The sequence below is a fragment of the Bradyrhizobium sp. CCBAU 11361 genome (genome assembly GCF_028128935.1).
In the GTDB taxonomy this organism is placed as follows: domain Bacteria; phylum Pseudomonadota; class Alphaproteobacteria; order Rhizobiales; family Xanthobacteraceae; genus Bradyrhizobium; species Bradyrhizobium niftali.
The window spans coordinates 82,124-101,659 of record NZ_LBJZ01000001.1 but is presented as its reverse complement, the minus strand read 5'-3'; the positions used below and the strand labels follow the sequence as shown (position 1 = coordinate 101,659).

General features: G+C 60.2%; 17 protein-coding genes and 3 pseudogenes. 18 read left to right on the top strand and 2 right to left on the bottom strand.

What is annotated here, in order from left to right:
- Nucleotides 1-122 precede the first annotated feature (122 nt).
- The 6 genes from XI08_RS00415 to XI08_RS00390 all read left to right on the top strand — a co-directional run bounded on the left by XI08_RS00415 (nt 123) and on the right by XI08_RS00390 (nt 7,274).
- Nucleotides 123-1,556 (top strand): basic amino acid/polyamine antiporter, encoded by a 1,434-nt coding sequence (locus tag XI08_RS00415; RefSeq protein ID WP_271572875.1) that lies wholly within the window; start codon nt 123-125, stop codon nt 1,554-1,556.
- Nucleotides 1,557-1,582: 26 nt separating this feature from the next.
- Complete coding sequence (arcA, locus tag XI08_RS00410) at nt 1,583-2,845, top strand: arginine deiminase (RefSeq protein ID WP_271572874.1); 1,263 nt, start codon at nt 1,583-1,585, stop codon at nt 2,843-2,845.
- Nucleotides 2,846-3,114: 269 nt separating this feature from the next.
- Entirely contained in the window at nt 3,115-3,912 is a 798-nt protein-coding gene (locus tag XI08_RS00405) for an outer membrane beta-barrel protein (RefSeq protein WP_245284431.1), read from the top strand.
- Between the two features lie 664 nt (nt 3,913-4,576).
- Complete coding sequence (locus XI08_RS00400; RefSeq protein WP_271572873.1) at nt 4,577-5,770, top strand: sensor histidine kinase; 1,194 nt, start codon at nt 4,577-4,579, stop codon at nt 5,768-5,770.
- A 70-nt stretch (nt 5,771-5,840) separates the two neighbouring features.
- On the top strand, nt 5,841-6,470 hold the full coding sequence (locus XI08_RS00395; protein WP_027548828.1) for a response regulator: 630 nt from the start codon (nt 5,841-5,843) through the stop codon (nt 6,468-6,470).
- 168 nt (nt 6,471-6,638) lie between these two features.
- Entirely contained in the window at nt 6,639-7,274 is a 636-nt protein-coding gene (locus XI08_RS00390) for a response regulator (RefSeq protein WP_027548827.1), read from the top strand.
- Nucleotides 7,275-7,400: 126 nt separating this feature from the next.
- Here XI08_RS00390 and XI08_RS00385 read toward each other — a convergent pair.
- Nucleotides 7,401-8,678: pseudogene (locus tag XI08_RS00385) on the bottom strand (carbamoyltransferase family protein); the annotation flags it as partial.
- Nucleotides 8,615-10,393, bottom strand: a complete 1,779-nt coding sequence (locus XI08_RS00380) for a hypothetical protein (RefSeq protein ID WP_271572872.1) — start codon at nt 10,391-10,393, stop codon at nt 8,615-8,617. The pseudogene XI08_RS00385 and the gene XI08_RS00380, both read right to left, overlap by 64 nt.
- A gap of 408 nt (nt 10,394-10,801) precedes the next feature.
- On the opposite strand from XI08_RS00380, the pseudogene XI08_RS46120 reads away from it, so the two are divergent.
- The 12 genes and pseudogenes from XI08_RS46120 to XI08_RS00320 all read left to right on the top strand — a co-directional run.
- Nucleotides 10,802-11,116: pseudogene (locus XI08_RS46120) on the top strand (transporter substrate-binding protein); the annotation flags it as partial.
- A gap of 127 nt (nt 11,117-11,243) precedes the next feature.
- Nucleotides 11,244-11,333 (top strand): annotated as a pseudogene (locus XI08_RS00370) (branched-chain amino acid aminotransferase); the annotation flags it as partial.
- A gap of 166 nt (nt 11,334-11,499) precedes the next feature.
- On the top strand, nt 11,500-11,712 hold the full coding sequence (locus tag XI08_RS00365) for a hypothetical protein (protein WP_271572871.1): 213 nt from the start codon (nt 11,500-11,502) through the stop codon (nt 11,710-11,712).
- A gap of 434 nt (nt 11,713-12,146) precedes the next feature.
- Nucleotides 12,147-12,362 (top strand): hypothetical protein, encoded by a 216-nt coding sequence (locus XI08_RS00360; protein WP_025576376.1) that lies wholly within the window; start codon nt 12,147-12,149, stop codon nt 12,360-12,362.
- A gap of 101 nt (nt 12,363-12,463) precedes the next feature.
- Nucleotides 12,464-12,970 (top strand): A24 family peptidase, encoded by a 507-nt coding sequence (locus tag XI08_RS00355; protein WP_049823977.1) that lies wholly within the window; start codon nt 12,464-12,466, stop codon nt 12,968-12,970.
- Nucleotide 12,971: 1 nt separating this feature from the next.
- Nucleotides 12,972-13,925: a Flp pilus assembly protein CpaB gene (cpaB, locus tag XI08_RS00350; protein WP_271572870.1), complete on the top strand. Its 954-nt coding sequence runs from the start codon at nt 12,972-12,974 to the stop codon at nt 13,923-13,925.
- The gene (locus XI08_RS00345; protein ID WP_049823976.1) at nt 13,925-15,127 is read left to right on the top strand and encodes an AAA family ATPase; all 1,203 of its coding nucleotides are present in this window, start codon (nt 13,925-13,927) and stop codon (nt 15,125-15,127) included. Before cpaB ends, XI08_RS00345 begins: the two co-directional genes overlap by 1 nt.
- Nucleotides 15,124-16,500 carry a CpaF family protein gene (locus XI08_RS00340; protein ID WP_271572869.1) on the top strand — a complete coding sequence of 459 codons (1,377 nt, stop codon included), beginning with the start codon at nt 15,124-15,126 and terminating at the stop codon, nt 16,498-16,500. The genes XI08_RS00345 and XI08_RS00340 overlap by 4 nt, the downstream gene beginning before the upstream one ends.
- A complete protein-coding gene (locus XI08_RS00335) occupies nt 16,497-17,429 on the top strand; it encodes a type II secretion system F family protein (protein ID WP_271572868.1) in 933 nt (310 codons plus the stop codon). Before XI08_RS00340 ends, XI08_RS00335 begins: the two co-directional genes overlap by 4 nt.
- Nucleotides 17,426-18,334: a type II secretion system F family protein gene (locus XI08_RS00330; protein WP_271572867.1), complete on the top strand. Its 909-nt coding sequence runs from the start codon at nt 17,426-17,428 to the stop codon at nt 18,332-18,334. The genes XI08_RS00335 and XI08_RS00330 overlap by 4 nt, the downstream gene beginning before the upstream one ends.
- Nucleotides 18,335-18,336: 2 nt before the next feature.
- Complete coding sequence (locus XI08_RS00325) at nt 18,337-18,984, top strand: methyltransferase family protein (protein WP_027548791.1); 648 nt, start codon at nt 18,337-18,339, stop codon at nt 18,982-18,984.
- Between the two features lie 153 nt (nt 18,985-19,137).
- Nucleotides 19,138-19,527, top strand: a complete 390-nt coding sequence (locus tag XI08_RS00320) for a hypothetical protein (protein ID WP_271572866.1) — start codon at nt 19,138-19,140, stop codon at nt 19,525-19,527.
- Nucleotides 19,528-19,536: the final 9 nt, after the last annotated feature.

Below are 19,536 nucleotides of genomic sequence, written 5' to 3'. Positions count from 1 at the left end.
AATCCCGACGCTCGACTAGGTAATCACCCGATATTCCAGGTGTCGCCCAGGGCGCATCGTGCGACCGCCGGCAAAGTCGCTCGGCCGGGATGTTGCGCACCCGCGTGTCGCGAGGTCTTCACATGACTGGGACGCCGTCAATCCAAAAGCTCTCCCTGTTCGCATTGACCGCGATGGTGGTCGGCTCGATGGTCGGCTCGGGGATCTTCTCGCTGCCGAGAACTTTCGGCATCGCCACCGGTCCGTTCGGCGCGATCTTCGCCTGGTGCATTGCCGGCGGCGGCATGTACACCCTCGCGCGGGTGTTCCAGGCGCTGGCCGAGCGAAAGCCTGAGCTCGATGCCGGCGTCTATGCCTATGCGAAGGAAGGATTTGGCGACTATCCCGGCTTCTTGTCGGCATTCGGATACTGGATCGGCAGCTGCATCGGCAACGTATCCTATTGGGTCCTCATCAAGTCGACCTTGGGCGCCTTCTTTCCGGTCTTTGGCGATGGAAACACGGTCACCGCAATCATCGTGGCCTCGATCGGAATTTGGCTGTTCCACTTCATGATCCTGCGCGGCGTGCAGCAGGCGGCCGCGATCAACACCATCGTCACTGTCGCCAAGATCGTGCCGATCCTGGTCTTCATCCTGATCCTGATCGTCTCGTTCAACGCCGACATGTTCCGCGGCAATTTCTGGGGCGGCGTGGGCATGCCGGACAAGGGCCTGTTCGAGCAGATCCGCGCCACCATGCTGGTCACGGTGTTTGTCTTTCTCGGCATCGAGGGCGCCAGCGTCTATTCACGCTACGCCAAGGAGCGTGCGCATGTCGGTGCTGCAACCCTGCTCGGGTTTGCGATCGTCACGAGCCTGATGGTGCTCGTCACCATGCTGCCATATGCCGTGCTGCTCCGCGCCGAGATCGCCGGCATGCGGCAGCCGTCCATGGCGACGGTCCTGGAGGCCGTGGTCGGGCATTGGGGCGCGATCTTCGTCAGCATTGGACTTCTGGTTTCGGTGTTGGGGGCCTATCTCGCCTGGTCGCTGATCTGTGCCGAGGTGCTCTCTGCCGCCGGCCGGACCAGGGATATGCCGGCGTTGTTCGGCCAGGAAAATGCGAACAAGGTGCCCGCCGCGGCGCTCTGGCTCACCAATGTGATCGTCCAGCTCTTCGTCATCAGCACATATTGGTCGCAGGATGCGTTCGCGTTGATGCTCAATCTGACGAGCGTGATGTCGCTCATTCCGTTCTTCCTTGTCGCAGCCTACGGGCTTCTGCTCGTCAGGCGGGGCGAGACTTATGAGAAGAGCGGCAGTGAGCGAACGCGCGACACGATTTTTGCCGGCATCGCCGTCATCTACACGCTGTTCCTGATCTATTCGGCCGGAATGAAGTTCCTGCTGCTGTCCCTGATCCTCTACGCGCCCGGCACGGCACTCTATTTCTGGGCGCGCCTGGAACAGAAGGCGAGGGTCTTCACGGCCGTCGAGTGGGGCATCTTCATCGCAGCCGCCGTCGGCGCTGCTGTCGGGATTCACGGATTGGCCACCGGCTACATCACGATCTAGGCAAGGCAACCCTCAAGGGCAGTCCCATGGCAAAGCAGGCATCGGAATCCAATAGTCCCTTTGGCGTTCATTCGGAGGTCGGTCAGCTCCGTAAGGTCATGGTCTGCTCACCCGGCCGCGCCCATCAGCGCCTCACGCCTTCCAATTGCGACACGCTGCTATTTGACGACGTCCTGTGGGTCGAAAACGCCAAGCGCGATCACTTCGATTTCGTGCAGAAGATGCGCGATCGCGGGATCGAAGTCGTCGAGATGCACAACCTGCTGACCGAGACGGTCGCGATCCCCGAGGCCAGGAAGTGGATCCTCGACAACCAGGTTGTTCCCGATCAGGTCGGTCTCGGTCTCGTCGACGAACTCAGGGGCTACCTGGAGAGCCTCACGCCGCGCGAACTGGCCGAAACGCTGATCGGGGGCGTTTCGACCCATGACTTCCCGGACGCCCATGGCGGCGAGATGCTCAAGCTCGTCCGCGAGGCCGCCGGTATGACCGAGTATCTGCTGCCGCCGCTGCCCAACACCTTGTATACGCGCGACACGACATGCTGGATCTACGGCGGGGTCACGCTGAACTCGCTCTATTGGCCGGCGCGGCATGAAGAGCCGATCCTCGCCACCGCCATCTACAAGTTCCATCCGGATTTCGCCGGCAAGGTCAATGTCTGGTGGGGCGATCCGACGCGGGACCACGGTCTCGCGACGCTGGAAGGCGGCGACGTGATGCCGATCGGCAAGGGCAACGTCCTGATCGGGTTGAGCGAGCGCACGTCGCGGCAGGCGATCAGCCAGGTCGCCGCGGCCTTGTTCAGGAAAAAGGCGGCCGAGCGTGTGATCGTGGCTGCGATGCCGAAGCTCCGCGCCGCTATGCATCTGGATACGGTCTTCACGTTCGCCGACCGGGATTGCGTTCTGCTCTATCCCGACATCGTCAACAACATCGCGGCCTTTTCCTACCGGCCGGCCGACAATTCCGCCGGCCTCGAACTGCGCAGGGACGAAAAGCCGTTCGTGGATGTGGTGGCTGAGGCCCTTGGCCTGAAGAAGCTGCGCGTGGTCGAGACCGGTGGCAACGCCTATATGCGCGAGCGGACGCAGTGGGACAGCGGCGCCAATCTGGTTTGCGCGTCCCCGGGCGTGGTGTTTGCCTATGACCGCAATACCTACACCAACACGTTGCTGCGCAAGGAAGGGATCGAGGTGATCACCATCGTCGGTGCAGAGCTCGGGCGGGGCCGGGGAGGCGGTCATTGCATGACCTGTCCGATCACCAGGGATGCAGTGGACTACTAGGCGGATCGAGTGGGCTTGGCCGTGAGGCCAGCGCGCCGTTCCACTTTTCTCGGGGCAACGCAACCGATCGCGTCAGATGCAGAGTGAGTTCCCCGGCGTCTGTTCCGCAGCGTCGGGAGCTTCCGGCATTTTACGAAATGGCAATCTGTCGGTTCAATCCCTGATTTAAAATCATATCATTAACACGCCACAATCGCTGCCCAATCTGAGGCGATTCCTGGTGTACGCAGAAGCCATCGGGGCATGCCATGCGTGGAACTATCGTTCTGTTGCCGGTCGTTGGATTGTTTGGAGCAAGCACCGCGTGGGCCGCGGATGTTGATCTGACCGAGCTGAAGGCGAGCAGTCCCGTACCGTATTACTCCGCTCCGTCATGGAGCGTCGTTGGCTCCGTTGCACCGACGTTCACCGACAATGCCTTGTTCAGCCGGGACAACCGCAAATCGGATTTCTACTACGAGCCTGACGTGAGCGTCAGGCTGGACGGGAATCTGACAAATGACCTTTCTTACCGGCTCTACGCTCGCGCCCAATACGAGGCGTTTGCGAGGGAGAAGGATGGCAACGCTGCAGTCGCACGCGTGGGAGCGCGCCTGACGGAGAATTGGGACGGCTGGCGCTTCTCCGCCATCTACGAGAACCGATATGATTTCGACGGTGTCTACCGGGACCTTGCCTTCACTTCGCATGACGTGATGGGCTCGGTGGCGCGGGACTTCCGCATGAATAATGTGACACTCTCGCCGCTGTTGCTTGTGACCTACCGGTTTTCCGACCTCGCGGAAGCTCGCCGCTGGCGCTTCGACGCGTTGCTCGGCATCGAGGTCAAGCTCGATCCGAAATGGTCGATCGTGAGCACGCCGCTGTTCGAAGCCTTCTGGTTCACCGACGGGCTGAACCGGGGGCGGCAGGACCAGATCTACTCGGCGGACCTGGGTGTGAAGTACAATTTTACCAGCAACGTGTCGCTGACGACCAGTGTGTTGTACGAGGCGCGGACATCGAATGTTGCGGTGCGGCGCTACAGGGACCTCAGGATCGGTCCTCGACTTGACTTCGCTTTTTGAGGGGCTTGCAAGATGATGAAATGCGCGTGGGTGCTGATGGGAGTCGCCGTTGGTCTAGCGGCGCCGTCTGCCGCTGCCGCAGACCCGCGCGATTCTGTGGATCGAAGCCAGCGCCTGGATACCGATGCACTCAGGGACGACGTCGGCATTAACCGCCTCCAGGTGCCGTCTCATCCGCTGGTGATCGCGCCGCCTCAACAGCCTTCTCCGAGCGCGAAGGCAGGAAAGAAGAAGAAGTCCAGCGCGAGCGGAGCCGGAACCCGCTAGCGCCTAGTGGTACATGTCGTCCGATCTCGATCCGAGAACGATATGCATGATTCTCGGAGCGCGTTGCTTACGTGTCGATAAAGCTGTTGTACAATTGTGTCGCTCGTAAAAGTTGTAAGTGGCACTTTAGCATTTGTTGCATCTCTTTTGAGTCCAGTGCCGAATGGTCTGGCACGAACCGCATATTTGGTCCCTTCAGGTCTCCCCTCACGAATTCGAGATTCCAATCTCGCGCTACGACTACTTATGGCGCTATCAACCTAACGGTGTATAATCTGCGGACCCCACGGGCGTCTGTACTCTGATCCAGGGTGATGCCTCGCCTGCGGGGCAGGACGGCGACTCTCGATATCGAGCTTCAATGTCGGGCGTTTCCGCAGCAGAGTGAGCGCGTACCGTGAAGCCTCATAGCTTTCCCGCTCCCGAGCCAATTCGAACCGGCGGCACAGGGTCGTTCCGGCTCGGTTTCGAAGAAGCCAGCGACCGGCTGTACTGGATGTGCTCGGCCGACTTTCTCTTCGTAGTGCGCCCTTCGCCTGGCGGACGCTTCGTCTATGAGGGGATCAATCCGGCCTTCGAGTCGCATCTCGGCATTTCATCCGATGACATCCGGGAGATGGACGTCTCCAGTTGCATGAGCAGGGATGACGCCAGATCCATCTATGAAGCCCTTCGCGCCTGTGTTGCGGAAGGTACGGAAGTGAGGATTCGCCATCGTCTCGCACTTGGCGACCGGCGGCAAAATATGGAGACGACCATCGTTCCCGTTGTGGATCCCGTAACAACTGGCGCGATCCGGCTGATCGGCAGCCATCGTACCATGCGTCATGGTGCATTCGAAGCCGCGACCGAAGGAGTCGATGATCTGCACGTCGGGGCCAATTTGGCGTCCATTCAGGAGGATATCCAGCAGCGGATTGCTTCCGATCTCCATGATTCGACATGTCAGCATTTGATTGCCGCGAGTCTCGGTCTCATGCGGCTCCGGCGTAACATGAGCGACCCGGTCGGCGCCGAACGGCTTTGCGATGAGATCGACGCGTCTATCGACGAGGCACTCAGGGAAATCCGTGCCTTTTCCTATCTGCTACACCCCCAGAATCTGACGATCGACAGACTCAAGGCCGCGATCGAGCACTATGCTGACGGATTTGCGGCCCGCACCTCGTTGCGGGTCACGACCAGGATCGTGCCCGACGTCGACAGGCTACCTTACGAGAAGCAACGCGCCTTGCTGCGGATCGTCCAGGAAGCCCTCACGAACATATTCCGCCATGCGCACGCGACGGAAGTGAGCATCGTTATCGATGCGATCGGCCGTCATTTTCGACTGACGGTCACTGATAATGGGCGGGGGATGCGCGCCGACTACGCGAAGCAAGGCGCGAAAACCATATCCATCGGCGTCGGAATTCCCGCGATGAGGGCACGTCTCGAACAGATCGGAGGGTCATTGGATATCCACTCCGATCCGGCAATACAGCTCTCCGGCACCGTCCTGCGCGCGGAGTTTCCGCATGGGCTGGCGACGAACAAGCGTGGCCGGCGAAAGGCCGCGGGCTTCGGGAGGGCCCAAGCTGGCACCCACTGAGGCAAGAAGAAGAAGGTTATCGGTGGCGGGTGGGAATGGCTGCCGTATAGCGACATTGGAGTGCTCTGCCATGAAACGCTTTCTTATCGCGGATGATCACGAAGCGGTGCGATTGGGCTTGCGAGCGGTGCTCGAACAGCGAGCGGATTGGGAGGTGGTTGCCGAGGCGAACGACGGCAGCAAGGCGCTGACCGCGGCTATCGAAAGCCGGCCGCATGTGGCTATCGTCGACTTCTCCATGCCGCGAATGACGGGAGTGGAGGTTGCGCGGCGGATCAGGGACTATCCGTTGCAGACGGAGGTCTTGATCTTCACGGTGCACAAGTCCGGTCTGCTTGCGCAGCAGGCGTTCGAGGCCGGCGCACGCGCGTTTCTGGCGAAATCGGACGCGAACAGAATGCTGCTGGCGGCCGTCGACGCACTTTTGGTGCATAAGCGGTTCTGCAGCGAAAGCTGCCGGAACGAACTGGATCACGGCGCGGGCAGCGAAGCAGATCGGCGTCGCGGGCTTACGCCACGCGAACAGCTCGTCGTCAAGCTGGTAGCTGAAGGCTACAGCAACAAGGGCATCAGTGCGATCTTGAACCTCAGCGTCAAGACAACCGAGGCACATCGGGCGGCTGCGATGCGCAAGCTGGAGGTGAACTCAACCGCAGGTCTGGTCCGGTATGCCGTTCGCGCACAGCTGGTTGAGGCATGACAGCGCGTCGGTCCGCGGGATCTCCTTGAAGGCGGCCACGTCGGTACATTCGCCGACGCAGCTCAGGGTTTTGCAGGATGGCGCTTCGAGCCATGATCGGCATGATCGTTCGACCTAGCGGCTGCCGGCCGTCTCCATTGATTGCGGCCGGAAAACGAGAACGACGCCATGAAACGCATCTTGATTGCGGATGATCATGCAGTCGTACGTTCAGGGCTTCGCGCGATTGTCGAAACGCAGTCCAACTGGATCGTCGCCGGCGAGGCGACCAATGGTGAGCAAGCCGTTGGTCTGGCCGTGGAGACGAGCTCGGACATCGTAATCGTCGACTATTCGATGCCACTCATGAACGGGCTGGAGGTCAGCCGCCGGCTCAAGGCACTTGATCTGCCCACGGAAGTTCTGATCCTGACGATGCACGAGGACGAAGAACTGCTGACTGAAGCCGTTCTGGCCGGAGTTCGCGGCTTCTTGTTCAAGTCGGATGCCAAGAAGCACCTGATTTCCGCAATCGAGGCGTTGCTCGACGGCAGGCCCTACTTCACCAGCGCCCTGGTGGAGAAGCTGCTCCATGACTACCAGCTCAACAAGCATGGCAAGTCGGACATGCTGCTAACGTCGCGCGAGCAGAGCGTGGTCCAATTGATTGCGGAAGGGCATACCAACAGATCCATGAGCACCATTTTGAAGCTGAGCGTGAAGACCGTCGAGACCCATCGTGCGTCGGCCATGCGCAAGCTCGGAATGTCGTCGACGGCCGAACTGGTCCGCTATGCCATTCGCAAGAAGCTGGTCGTGCCCTGAGAGACTCCGCCGAAGCGCCTGAAACCCACATCGTGATTGAGAGTAGGGAGGAATTGGTCGGCGGCTGGTGAGTCCTTTGGCTTCGCCGGGGCGTGGCAATTCGAGCCACGATGCCATGCCGGACGTTCAGTCCGGCGAGAAGGCTGCACTGTAGTCACGCTTGAGTGCGGGATCCTGCTGTTCTTTTCTCAGTATGCAGTTGCCGACCACCAGCATGTCGAGCTCGTTACCCATGAAACAGCGGAAGGCATCCTCTGGTGTGCAGACGATCGGTTCGCCGCGAACGTTGAAGCTGGTGTTGACCAGCACCGGGCAACCGGTGAGCGCCTTGAAACGAGACAGTAAGCGATGGAAGAGTAAATTGGTGTCGGCGCTCACCGTTTGGATTCGGGCGGAATAGTCGACATGCGTCACGGCGGGGATCGTCGAGCGCACCACGTTGAGCTTGTCGATGCCGAACAATGCTTGCTCGTCCGCGCTCATCATGTGACGCCGGTCACCCCTGACGCCGGCAACCAGGAGCATGTACGGACTGTCGCCATCGAGCTCGAACCAATCCGCAACGTCCTCGCGCGTGACCGCCGGCGCAAACGGCCGGAAGCTCTCGCGAAACTTCACTTTGAGATTGAGGTTCTTCTGCATGGAGGGCGACCGCGGATCGCCCAGGATCGAGCGGGCGCCGAGCGAGCGCGGGCCGAATTCCATCCTGCCCTGAAACCAGCCGACCGCGAGCTGGTCGGCCAGGGCCGCCGCTGTCGTCTCGATCATTGCATCTTCGCTGAGTACATCGAAGCGGCCGCCGGCGGCGCGCAGCCGCTCCTCGATCACCTCTTGCGAGAATTCGGGTCCCAGAAAAGCGCCGGACATGCCGTCGCCGGCCACGGCTTGGCGCGGTTGTTGTCTGAACTGATGGTAGGCAGCGAGTGCCGCTCCAACCGCACCGCCGGCGTCACCGGCGGCCGGCTGAATCCAGATCGAATCGAATCTGCCGTCATGCAACACCTTGCCATTGGCGACGCAATTGAGTGCAACGCCGCCGGCAAGACACAGATTGCGTGCGCCGGTCTGAACCGCAAGGCTGCGGGTCAAGCGAAGTACCGCCTCCTCCAGGACTGCCTGGATGGAGGCTGCAATATCCATGTGGAACGGCGTGAGCAGTTCGTTCGGCGAACGCACCGGCTGCCCAAACAGTTTGGCGAACCGGTCATTGGTCATCGTCAGCCCGGTGCAATAATCGAAATACGACATGTCGAGGCGAAACGAGCCGTCCGCCTTCAGATCGATCAGTGAATCGAGGATGAGCTGCGCGTATTTCGGCTCGCCATAGGGAGCAAGCCCCATCAGCTTGTATTCGCCGGAATTGACCTTGAAGCCGGTGTAGTACGTGAAGGCGGAGTAGAGCAGTCGGGGTTGTTGAAGCAATACATATACCGCGGCGGCATGAGCCAAACGTACCACCGCCAGGTCAGAACGTTATCGCGGAAAACCTGGCCGTTTCCTCCGTTCTTGCGAATGTTGCCATCCTGCCAATCCCAAATACGCATGCCACGGTTGTCGAACGATACGGGCTCCGATTGCCCGCGAAGTGTTGCAAGTGCGTCGCGCACGGCCGTTGTCGAAAAAATCAGCCGGAATAGCTCTCCAATCTGAAACGATGCTCTTCCGAGCGTCGGCCAACGCGACAGTAGCGCGTCCGAGAGATCGGCGTGCGGGAATCCGCCCGTCAATCCTTGCTTTTGACCGACTGCGGCGTAGTGCGAATAGCCGTCGCCGTACTCGCCGAGCGCCAATCGGATGCGTGCATCGGGGTTCCTGGACAGATAGTTGGCTTCGTTCCAGCCGTCGGGGAGGAATCCGCCCAGTCGCTTCTCGGCACGTCCGGCCGCGAGATAATGGTGATAACCGTTCAGAAAAAGACCCTGCGAGATCTGATATTCGACGTCGCGGTTGACTTGCAGATATCTCGTCTCGCTCCAACCCTTCGGAGTAAAGCCACCCTCGCGACCTTCCACCTTGCCGGCGGCGAGATAGTGGTGATAGCCGCTGATGAAGGTGCCGCGGGCAATCTCGTTTTTCACGTCGGGATTGACGCGCAGATAGAGCTCTTCGCGCCAGCCGGGCGGGGGCGTGCCGTCCTGCCGGCCTTCGGCGCGCCCGGCGGCAAGATAGTGGTGATAGCCGCTGACAAAGGTGCTCCGCCGAACTGCGGCGGCGACGTCAGGATAGATTCGAAGATACTGCGCCTCATTCCAGCCAGGTGGCGCCGCTCCGTTCTGCCGACCTTCGGTGCGCCCGGCGGCAAGATAGTGGTGATAGCCGCTGACGAAGGTGCCTCGCCGAACTTCGGCGGCGACATCCGGATAGAGTCTAAGGTAGAGCGCTTCGTTCCAGTCGGTGGGGGGACTGCCCTCCGCTAACCCGGCTTGGGTGCATTTCTCACGGTCCGCGTCTTTGCAAGCAGGGTCCGTGTCGGCTTCCGTCGGCAGCGCGGGCTGAGCCTCTGTGCGAGCCACTTCCCCGGGCGCAGGCGCCACAACGGAGGCAGGAGGTTTGCCCGCGCCGTGGGGCCGGCGCTTTGCAAGCTCTCCCGTCAGAAAATCGGCGAAGGCCCGAACCCCGTCGCCGGAGAATCGACCCTCCAGATATGCCTGGTCGCGCGGAAAGAAGATGTTGAAGCCGAAGAAATCCAGGCCGATCACGGCTTGCTTGAGCGGTGCAACTGATTGCGCGTGGAGAAACGCCAGCATGACCTCGTAGCTGGTGGCCGACGGCAGGCCGAAGTTGAAGACATTCTTGCCGTTCCATCCGGGATGCCGCGGATCGAGCGCGACCTCGGCGCGGGAACTGCCCAATATGACCGCGTCGGGCTTGATCCGCCGCACCTGATACGGCTTCACGGCAGGAACGTGATTTTCGTAGCGCGGCCGCACGACATTGATCCCCGGAATGTCAGGGGTTCCGAACACGTAGTAGGGATCAACCAATACGATGAGCGCGGAGAGGGCGAGCGGAGGTATTGCTACAAATCCAATGAATCCGACGGTAAAGCGTCGAAAGCTGGAGCCGATTGACAATACGGGATCGGCAGCCTTGCTGGTCGCAGAGACGAGTGCGCTCACCTTGGTCGTGGCTCGCTTGAGTTGATTTCGTAGGTTGAGCGCAACCTATCCAAGGACTCCACGAGGGTCAAATGGGCAGGAACGCGAATAGGAGCAAGCTATCAGCGCGCTGCTTGAGCTTGACGGTTCCGAACTTTCCGGCCGTGCGCCGCAGCAGAGATCTGCATTGCAAAACTCGGATGGTCGCCCAATCCCGGGACTTTCGCCCGGCTGCTCGCAAGATGAATACTCATGTTCTCGCCCGAGAGGCAGACGCTGAAATCGGTCGGCTGGATGGGCCCAGACGATCATATGCCAGCACGCGATCGGGAATGAGATTGCTCGCCGTCCTGCGGTGATGCCCGCCGCCGCACCAGCGGCTTCTCCGCTCCGCGCGCGGAAGCGGCCAACTAGCCGATGACAGTGCGCGACTTGTCGCGGCTCGGACCCGACGCTATCGACGGGCATCTGTCGTCGAGCGTCTATTTCTCGTCGCTGAATTCGCCGGAGAATGCCGCCTTCATCCATGCCTACGCGCAATCTTTTCCGGATGGACCGGTCTCGTCGGCAGACGCCGAGTCGTCTTGTATCGACCGGCAGATCTTTCGCGCTTGGCTCACGCCACGGATCGGCCGCTCGGCTGCGAACGGGCAGTTCGAGGTGCTGCTGGAATCCCGCGAGCCGATCGCACCCGATCCCTATCTCGTCCAGCCGTCGCCGCGCTTTGCGAGCGGCAGGGAGCCGATCGGCCGCAAATACTTCGATTACCACGGGCTTGCCGATCTGTCGGATACTGAGCTCGTGATCTACGGGCGCAACTCCGTCGTCCCAGGAGGCTCGTCGGTTTCCCGATACCAACTCCGTCAGCCATTCGCGGACATGGACATTCTTGTGCGGCCAATTGCACGAGGGCAATGTGCCGATCATGGGGCCGCGCACCCATGGGCTCTGGCTCGGTTCGACCTTCGCACACGAGGTGAAGCTAGCGGTGTGACAGGGGGCTATCTGGACCCCGAAGCAGCACGGAAGTTCTGCTGCTGGTGATGGCGCGATCGGACTTGCGAGCCTCTCTGGGACCAGTCAGGATAAGAGCGCTACGGTAAGCAATTCCAAACCGGAAGACGCTGATGCGAACACTCTTTTCATTCTGTGTCGCCCTGGCCTGTTTCTCGGCAGCGATGACCCTGAGCTGGTCCAGCGCGAATGCAGTGTTCTGGCGTGGCCTGACCGCACCAACCGACATCGATTACCACGGCTACACCATCATCAAGGAGCCTCCGCCAAGCCCCTGCCAGTGGATACGGGTCAACGGCTATTACGTCCGCCAATGTGTACGCTAGAAGTTGTCCGTGCTTCATGTGAAGTGCCGGCGATTGGTCATCTTGGTGCTGTCCGCTATCCAAGGTCGGGAATGGCCGGATTCGGCCGATCGATAGAATAGAGCGCACCAACATTGGCGGCTGATTACAGCCCTCAGTCCTCGATTGCGTTCAACACCTCGGCGCATTTCTCTGGGTCGACAACGCTGTGCATCGTCAGGCCCATGATGGCTGAGCGCTCGGGAGGCGCCAGCGCGCTGTCGCGCGTCGGCCGAACGCAAGCCGCTGAGCGAAATGGTTAATCGAGGGAGGAGTACCCCTTTTGCTCCGCATCACCACTCTATGGAGCACGCGAAACCTTCGGCGCAGACATTATAAATGAATCCAGTTGGCGCTAGGGGTTTTTCGCCAACGAACGTTCCGATGTCTGTCATCTCCAAGGAAGGGATCCTCCTATGTTGACGTATTATATTGAAGCTAAAGAAGCGTTGAAGCGTTTGCGCACGGACCAGGACGGCGTGGTGTCGTTCGAGTACATCATCGTCGCGGTTTGTATCGTTGGTGCAGTGGGTGCTGTGTTCGGTGGCGGTGCTGGTGGTCAGATCGGCGCGGCGCTGACGACCGGGATCACCGCTATCACCACCGCTTTCGCTACGGCCATCGCTGGTTGATACAGCCATCTTGACGCCAGAGGGGGGCAATCCAGGCTGCCCCCCCTCCTGCAAGAGTGCCCCCCACAAAGTTGCCTTCCGCTTTTTTTGGCGTGCATTTGATGAATTGGATTGCTCCCACGGCCTCGCTTCTGCAAATCCTGTTGTTGCTCTATGTCGCAACGATCGATGTCGCGACGCGCTTGATCCGAAACGAAATTTGTCTGGCGCTAGCACTTCTCGGGATCGCCACTCAATTGCCCAACTCGATGCAGATTGCCGAGTCGCTGATAGCAGCCGCGGTCCTCTTCCTGCTGCTCTTTGTCCTGTACACGCGCGGTGGAATTGGCGGCGGCGACGTCAAGTTGCTGACTGCGTTGGCGATCGGCTTTCCGCTGACGGGCGTGATTCAGCTGCTGACCGTTACCGCGTTAGCTGGCGGCATTCTTGCCCTGGTGCATCTGCTGATGCGCCTCCTGCCATATCCCAGGCTAGCGCCCGCCGGCTCGTCGCTCATGCGCCGCGTCTACGCGGTCGAACGGTGGCGACATTTGCGACACGCACCGCTGCCTTACGGGGTGGCCATAGCATGCGGTGGCATTTGGACCATTTTCAGTCGAGGACTTTGACATGTCATCCGCCTTGCGTCTCTCGATCATCACAGTTCTGTTGCTCGCAACCGCCGCGTTCGGGCTTATTGCCTACAACATGAACCTGCCGAAACAGGTTCCGGTAGCGGTCACGGAGCAGGGGCCGGCGCCTCCTTCGACTGTCGGGTACTTTGTTGCGGCACGTCCGCTATCGAGAGGTACATTGGCCCGCGATGAAGATTTCGCAGTACGCTCGGCGCCGCCTGAACGTCTTCCAGCGGGGGCGATTCTCGAAACGCCCGACGCGAAGGCCGGACTTACCGGCTCTCTGGTTCGCAAGTTCGTCGAGGCTGGCAGTCCAATTACCTTGCAGGACGTGTTGCGGCCGCGAGATCGCGGCTTCCTGGCCAGCGTCTTGGCACCGGATAGCCGTGCAATCAGCATCAAGGTTGACGAGGAGTCTGGCGTCTCGGGGCTGATCAGGCCCGGTGATCATGTCGATGTCTTGTTGACCCAAGTGTTCGAGAAGGCAGATCCCGCGCGTCGGGCCTTGAGCGAAGTCGTTCTGGGCAACGTTCGAGTCATTGCGATTGACCAGGAGATTGTGCAAGGCGGGCGAACCGTTAGCTCTTTGGCCGGCAAGCAAGCGCAAACCGTGTCGTTGGAGCTTGCGCCCGACCAGGTCAAGAAAATCACAGTCGCAAAGCAGATCGGAACGATCTCGCTGGCCGTACGGGCAGCAGTCGAGCAGTGGGATACGGCGGATACCGGCGCCATGTCCAGCTGCGATGTGTCGCCGGAAATTGCTCGCCAGAATGCAGTTGCCGGCCGGACTGCAGCGGTAGTCGTTCATGCTGGCGGTCAGGTCAAGCAATACTCAGTCAGGAAAGACTCAGGCGACGGGGACTCTATGGTCAACTGCGATGGGTCGGAAGTTTCCCGCCGGGGTGCAACGATGGTGGTTCAGGCAGGCAAGTTGCTGGAGAAACGTTGATGAGCGTTAATATTGCAGTCGTCAGTTCACCTGAAGAAGCTACATCTGTTGTAGCCCGCAACCGGATCGTCTGTTTTGTAAATGACGAGCTTAGTGCTGCGGCTCTGCGCAAGGGCCTCGAAGGTAGCAACATATCGATCAAGCGTGGCACGATCCGTAATGCCATACGGATGCTCGAAACCGACACCGATATATCCGCGTTGGTGACGGACATCAGCGGCATCGAAGACCCATTTGCTGAGCTGGGACGGTTGGCCGGCGTCTGCCCGCCCGATGTCCGGGTTGCTCTGGTCGGCGAGAGCAGGGAGATTACGTTCTACCGCGAGCTTATGGATCTTGGCCTGACCGAGTATCTGCCGAAGCCGATCACGCGGGACATGGTGCTGGACCAGCTGCGCCCGAAGCTACTTGGCGATGTGGCCCACAGTCAGCCCGATCGCGGCGGGCATGTGATCTCGATCTGCGGAGCGCAGGGCGGCGCCGGAGCGACGAGTATCGCCATCAACCTCGCGCTGCAGCTGGCCGAGACCACCAAGGCCAAGGTCGCGCTGCTCGACCTTCACCTGCAAGCCGGCGAAACAGCCGTGATGTTGGGTGTTCGGCCTGGGCCAGGGCTCCGTATCGCCTTGGAGAACCCGATGCGGGCGGACACGTTGTTCCTCGAGCGCGCGGCAATTGAGGTCAACGAGCGGGTTTGCCTGATTTCCGCCGATGAGGAGTTGGATGCGCAGCTCGACATCACTGAAGCGGGCGTGAGACACGTGCTCGGTCTGCTCCGCCAACGGTTCAATTACATCGTTGTCGATGTACCGGTCCCATTTCCGCCATCCATCCATCCGGTGATCACTCTTTCTCGTCACGTGTTGGTGCTGCTGGAAGCCGAGGTGACTGGACTTCGCAATGCTCATGCGCTGCGTACCGCTGTCACCAACATCGCCGGCAAGGATCGGGTCTTTACTCTCCTGAACCGCGCCGATCGCCCCGGCGGCCTCCCCAGGGCCGCGATTGTCAAGGCCTTGGGGGCAGAACCAGACATGGTGGTACCCGATCTCGGGAAGGGGATGACTCAGGCGGTCAATCTCGGAATTCCAGCGCTCAAGCACGTATCGGGACTGCGGCGTCACCTCGCCCCGATTGTGCGGGAAATCACAGGGCTCGGCGCCGAGCAGAAGGGACGGCTGAGGAGGCTGCTGGGACTATGAAGACCTTTGGTAGGCGCGACGACGATACGCCAGCTCCTTTGCCTGCAGTGACGCCATTGCCTGCGTCGACGCCGAGCTTGCCTGCATCTGCGCCCAGGCACGCGCCTTCGACTCAACGGCCCCTGATGCCGGCCTCGCTCCGCGAGCGAGTCATCGAGCAGATTGATCCATCGGTTGCCGCAACGGTTTCGCGGGATGTCCTTCGGCGGCAGATCGAGGAAATCATCCATGGAATCGCCAACGAGGAACGACTTGAACTGTCGGGTCGCGAGCAGATTCAGCTGGCGGACGAGATTGCGGACGACATGACCGGCTACGGGCCGCTGCGTCCGCTTCTGCTCGATCAAACGATCAACGATATCATGGTGAACGGTCCGAGTAACGTCTACGTGGAGCGAAGCGGCAGGCTGGAACGAATTGCGGTGCGATTCCGCGACAATGATCACATCGCCTCCGTCGCTCAGAAGATTGCCGCGCAGGTTGGTCGACGCGTCGACGAATCCAGCCCGATGGTGGATTGTCGCCTGCTGGATGGCAGCCGCGTCAACATCATCCTCCCGCCGCTGGCGATTCATAGTCCGTGCATCTCCATCCGAAAATTTCCAAGCCTTCGTTTGGATATGGCCGGATTGATCGAAAACGGCTCAATGACCGCGGCCATCGGACAATTGCTGGAGGTCGCCGCCCGGTCTCGGCTCAACGTTCTGGTCTCCGGCGGCACCGGATCCGGTAAGACGACGCTCTTGAATGCGATGAGTCAGTACATCGATCACACCGAGCGCATTGTCACGATTGAGGATGCGGCAGAATTGCAGCTTCAGCAGCCGCACGTGGTCAGCCTGGAGACCCGGCCTCCCAGTCTCGAAGGCACAGGGCAGGTGACACAGCGCGATCTCTTGTGGAATGCGCTGCGCATGCGTCCTGACCGGATCGTCGTGGGCGAGGTGCGCGGCGCCGAAGCATTTGACATGCTGCAGGCGATGAACACCGGCCATGATGGTTCGATCTCCACGGTGCATGCCAACAGCACCCGTGATGCCCTGACCCGCATCGAAAACATGGTGCAGATGGGGCAGGTTAATCTACCGTCGCGTGCCATTCGAACTCAGATCGTCGCAGCGCTGGATCTCATTGTGCAGGTCGAACGCATGCGGGACGGACAGCGCCGTATCGTTCAGATCAGCGAGGTAATCGGGCTGGAGGGGGATGTGATCACCACCAATGACATCGCAGCCTTCGAGTACCAGGATGAGGATGTGCATGGGCGGTTATCGGGCACCTACAGGTGCAACCTTGCAACCCCGAAATTCAAAAGCCGTCTTGTCTATTACGGGCTGGATGGAGCTTGGGCCGAGGCGATGAGGCAAATATGATGCCGGAGTCCGTGATCGTCACTGTTCTGGCGCTCGCGATGTGCGCAGCAGCCGTTGCGTTGTGGCTCGACGCTCGGGAAAGACGCATCGATCGCCGGCTGGCGGTTGCGCTGCCAGCCTCACATCCAGCCAACCTGCTGTCCATTCGCCGCACGGAGACCGGATCCCAGACTCTGTTCCTCCATCGCCTGGTCAATTACAATCCCGCGATACCGAACATTTGGCATCCGACCTATGTGCTGCTTGCCGGCGCGTTCGCAGCGGCAGCAATCCTCTATGCGATTAGCCAGCTCGGATATTCCATTCTCTACGGGGGCGTTGCCGCTGCAATCGCAGCCATCATCGTGATGCGAGGGCTGTTTGGATGGCAGCAACGTCGCGTCGCCCTCCAGCTCTTTCGACAGCTGCCGGATGCGATCCAGCTGGTGACGAGTACGGTTCGATCGGGTTTGCCTGTGCACGAAGCATTCCGCGCCCTCGCGCGCGAAATGCCGCAACCAACAGCTGGGCAGTTTGCCATCGTATGCAACGAAGTGAATCTGGGGAGACCTCCAGCGGAAGCTGTCGAAGGTGTCTATCGCCGAACGCAGGTGGCCGAGTACGCGATGTTTGCGGTGACACTTGCCGTCCAGTTGAAGTCAGGTGGCAGCTTGGCCGAAACCCTGCAGAACCTGGGAGACACTGTGAGGCAGCGTGTTGCGCTAGCTGCTCGCGCCAAGGCGCTGGCGGGAGAGGTGATCTTTTCCTCACGAGCGCTGACAATCTCGCCCTTGATTGGAGGCGGGGTACTCTACGCGGCCAATCCGCAAACTGTTGATCTCTTGTTCACCGATCCGGTTGGAAACAAGCTGCTCGCTTACGCGGTAGTCTCGGTGCTTGTCGGAGCCTTGGTGATAAGTTGGATGGTCAGAAGGGAAACGCAACTATGACTTTTGGCCTCAGTCTGGTGGCCCTCGCATTGGCAGCTGGGACTGCGGCCAGCCTGTTGGTTATCCGCGAGATACACATTCGTACCGTGGACGCACGGGTGGCAAACGCCGTGATGGGCGGTGCGGGCGGGGCAACACCCTTCCAAGACGTGACCGGTTGGTTTTCATGGCTCGGCACGCGGTATCGCCGTTTCTACGCTGAGGAGAATCTGGATCAACTACGAACGATCCTTCAATCATCAGGTTTCAATCATCGTCGAGCGTTGCCGACCTGGATCGGTGTCAAAGCCGTCGCCATGTTCCTATGCCCGATCATCGCCGGGTGCGTCGCTCAGCTTTTCGCGAAGTCACTGACGGATGTACTGGTCTTCACACTCATGGGCGTGATGGTCGGAATCTTGGGGCCACGATTGATACTGGCGGTGCTGAAGCGGCGGTTTGATGCTGCCATTCGGGTAGGCACGCCGGATATGATCGATTTGCTGGTCGTGTGCAGCGAAGCGGGAATGGGCCTGGAGAGCGGGCTCGCTCGCGTCGCGCAAGAGATGAGCGAGACCAATCCCCCGATGGCCCGGGTCATACACTGCCTTCTTGATGATCTGCGGATACTGCCAAATCGCAGCGAAGCATTCGATAAATTAGGAGCTACATCGGATGGGCTTCGCCGATTCGGCACCATGGTGGCTCAAAGCCTTCAGTACGGAACGCCGGTAGGCCAGGCTCTGCGGAATATCGCTGTCGACCTCCGGCGAGAACGCATTACCAAGCTTGAAGAAAGAGCACACAAATTAGGCGCCAAGCTGACCATTCCGATGGTGCTGTTCCTGCTTCCAGCCATGTTCGTCGTTCTGGGAGGGAGTCCCATTCTGCATCTCGTGCGTTCGTTCGCCAGCTTCGGTAAATAGCCATGAGCACGGTTGCCCTGTCGAAAACCTCCTCTTACGACCGGACGATGCAACTGTTCGGCGGCATGTGGTTCATGCTGCTGGCGCTTGGCGTCGCCTTCAATATTGGATCATCAGCCGATAAACCGTGGCCGTCGCTCCTGTCGAGTGTGTGCCTTGGTACCTTCTACGTGCTCCTGGCGCTATTGACGATGACGCGGTCGCCTGCAAAGGCGCAAGCGGATGGCGTCCTCCCAAGAATAGCGGCGTTCGTCGGCACCTATATGCCATGGACGATCGCCTTCTTCGGCAAGACCGACCAAGCGTTACCGAACCTGGCATCCACCGCTTGCGTGTTGATCGGCATGATCATGATGCTGGTCACCATCCGACACCTTGGCAGGTCATTCAGTCTGGTGCCGCAGGCACGCAATGTGGTGCAAACGGGTCCGTACCGGTGGATCAAGCATCCGCTCTACCTTGCGGAAGAAATCGCAGTGTTGGGAGTGGTGCTGAGAAACCCGACGCCGCTGACGGCGGTGCTGTTCGTCCTGCATATCGGCGTTCAGGTATGCCGAATTCTTTACGAAGAAGACCTGCTTCGGCGCAATTGCCCTGAGTATTCCAGCTACGAGGCATCGCGTTGGAGAGTAGTCCCTTATGTTTGGTGAACGACTATGCGTGGCCGAATTGTCATGGACGAGGTTCAAGTCGCTGCTGCGCGGGCTCGGCGATCGGAAGTGGTAAGTATCGGTCGAGCCAGGCGCGCGCGTGCCAAGGGGTCTTTCGTCGCGGATCAGCGCGGCGCCGTCGCGTTGGAGAGCATGATCGTCTACGTTTTCTTGGTGTCGTTCCTGCTTGTGCCGCTCGCCGACGTAGCCGCCGCAGGCTTCCAGTTCATCTCCGCGTGGTCGGCGTTGCGCTCCTTCGGGCAGTATGTGCAGTACTATAATCCGCTCGGCCCCGACGGTACGGTGACCTGGAGGCCAGGGCTACAGACAACAGTCGCTGGTCATACGATCGGCAATCTCCGGGTTGTATGCGGAGATGCAGGTGCTGCCTGCTCGCCGAGCAATCTTGATTCTCCCAAGTACATTACATTTTCGACAACCATCACCTTGGCTCCGATTGGGGCGCGCGCGCCTTTTTGGAGGTCGGTGCTGTGTCCGACCACTTGTACGTACACGCTGCCTTACTCAGAACGCTTCCAGTAGGTTGTTTCC

Excerpts from the sequence above, each read along its gene's own strand:
- XI08_RS00415 (WP_271572875.1), top strand. The coding sequence starts at position 123 with ATGACTGGGACGCCGTCAATCCAAAAGCTCTCCCTGTTCGCATTGACC.
- arcA (WP_271572874.1), top strand. The coding sequence starts at position 1,583 with ATGGCAAAGCAGGCATCGGAATCCAATAGTCCCTTTGGCGTTCATTCG.
- XI08_RS00395 (WP_027548828.1), top strand. The coding sequence starts at position 5,841 with ATGAAACGCTTTCTTATCGCGGATGATCACGAAGCGGTGCGATTGGGC.
- XI08_RS00390 (WP_027548827.1), top strand. The coding sequence starts at position 6,639 with ATGAAACGCATCTTGATTGCGGATGATCATGCAGTCGTACGTTCAGGG.
- XI08_RS00365 (WP_271572871.1), top strand. The coding sequence starts at position 11,500 with ATGCGAACACTCTTTTCATTCTGTGTCGCCCTGGCCTGTTTCTCGGCA.
- XI08_RS00360 (WP_025576376.1), top strand. The coding sequence starts at position 12,147 with ATGTTGACGTATTATATTGAAGCTAAAGAAGCGTTGAAGCGTTTGCGC.
- XI08_RS00355 (WP_049823977.1), top strand. The coding sequence starts at position 12,464 with ATGAATTGGATTGCTCCCACGGCCTCGCTTCTGCAAATCCTGTTGTTG.
- cpaB (WP_271572870.1), top strand. The coding sequence starts at position 12,972 with ATGTCATCCGCCTTGCGTCTCTCGATCATCACAGTTCTGTTGCTCGCA.
- XI08_RS00345 (WP_049823976.1), top strand. The coding sequence starts at position 13,925 with ATGAGCGTTAATATTGCAGTCGTCAGTTCACCTGAAGAAGCTACATCT.
- XI08_RS00340 (WP_271572869.1), top strand. The coding sequence starts at position 15,124 with ATGAAGACCTTTGGTAGGCGCGACGACGATACGCCAGCTCCTTTGCCT.
- XI08_RS00335 (WP_271572868.1), top strand. The coding sequence starts at position 16,497 with ATGATGCCGGAGTCCGTGATCGTCACTGTTCTGGCGCTCGCGATGTGC.
- XI08_RS00330 (WP_271572867.1), top strand. The coding sequence starts at position 17,426 with ATGACTTTTGGCCTCAGTCTGGTGGCCCTCGCATTGGCAGCTGGGACT.
- XI08_RS00325 (WP_027548791.1), top strand. The coding sequence starts at position 18,337 with ATGAGCACGGTTGCCCTGTCGAAAACCTCCTCTTACGACCGGACGATG.
- XI08_RS00320 (WP_271572866.1), top strand. The coding sequence starts at position 19,138 with ATGATCGTCTACGTTTTCTTGGTGTCGTTCCTGCTTGTGCCGCTCGCC.